Origin of the sequence: Kitasatospora griseola (assembly GCF_014648555.1) — a bacterium.
GTDB classification, from domain to species: Bacteria; Actinomycetota; Actinomycetes; order Streptomycetales; family Streptomycetaceae; genus Kitasatospora; species Kitasatospora griseola.
The window spans coordinates 346,716-347,469 of record NZ_BMRI01000004.1 but is presented as its reverse complement, the minus strand read 5'-3'; the positions used below and the strand labels follow the sequence as shown (position 1 = coordinate 347,469).

Annotated in this window: 1 pseudogene; it reads right to left on the bottom strand. The window is 74.4% G+C overall.

The annotated features are described in order from the left end of the window. Window positions 1-754 (bottom strand): annotated as a pseudogene (locus tag IEZ12_RS37940) (oxidoreductase); the annotation flags it as partial.

Here is a 754-nt window from a genome sequence, read left to right as displayed (position 1 = left end):
GGGCGGTCGGGGTTCCAGCCGGCCTGGCCGAGGTCGATCAGCGGGAGGACCTTGCCGGCTGCGTACAGGGCCGAGTTCCACACCACCCGTTCGTCGGGTTTGATCGGCGCGGGCGGGTGCTCCTGGAAGTAGACGGTGCCGAGCGCCCAGGCGAGGACCAGCCAGGTGGCGGCCCGGCCGGGGCGGTAGCCGTAGCCGACGGCGGCGTCCTGCAGGTGGCCCCAGAGCCGGCCGGGCAGCGGCAGGGTGGCCCGGCGGCGGCGCTGCTTGGCGAGCAGGACGGTGCGGGCGTCCTCGTCGGCGCCGTCGCGGCGCAGCGCCGCGGCCAGCTGCTCGTAGGCCTCGGGGCGGAACTCGGCGCCGGACTCGACCCAGGCGATGCGGCGGTCCAGCGGGAACGGTTCGGCGGGGCGGAGCGATTCGTAGCTGAAGCCGGTGAGCGAGATGTGCTGGTCGGTGGGCCAGGCGCCGGGGGAGTCGACCAGGTTGCCGATCCGGGCGCGGTTGAGGCTGACAGTGCCGGTGGGCGGGGTTTCGCAGGTGAAGCGGAGTTCGGGGGTCTGGATCCGGTTGAGCGAGAGCTCCTGGCCGGGGCCGAGGTGGAATTCGGCGGCGGTGATCAGGCAGGCGTTGTCGAAGCGGGCGTCGGAGAGCCGGACCCGGCCCCAGGCGCGGAACGGGGCGTGGCGGGTGGCGCGGTACTCGACGTGCTCGCCGGACTCGCCGTAGCCGGAGCCGTAGACGGTGCGCGAAC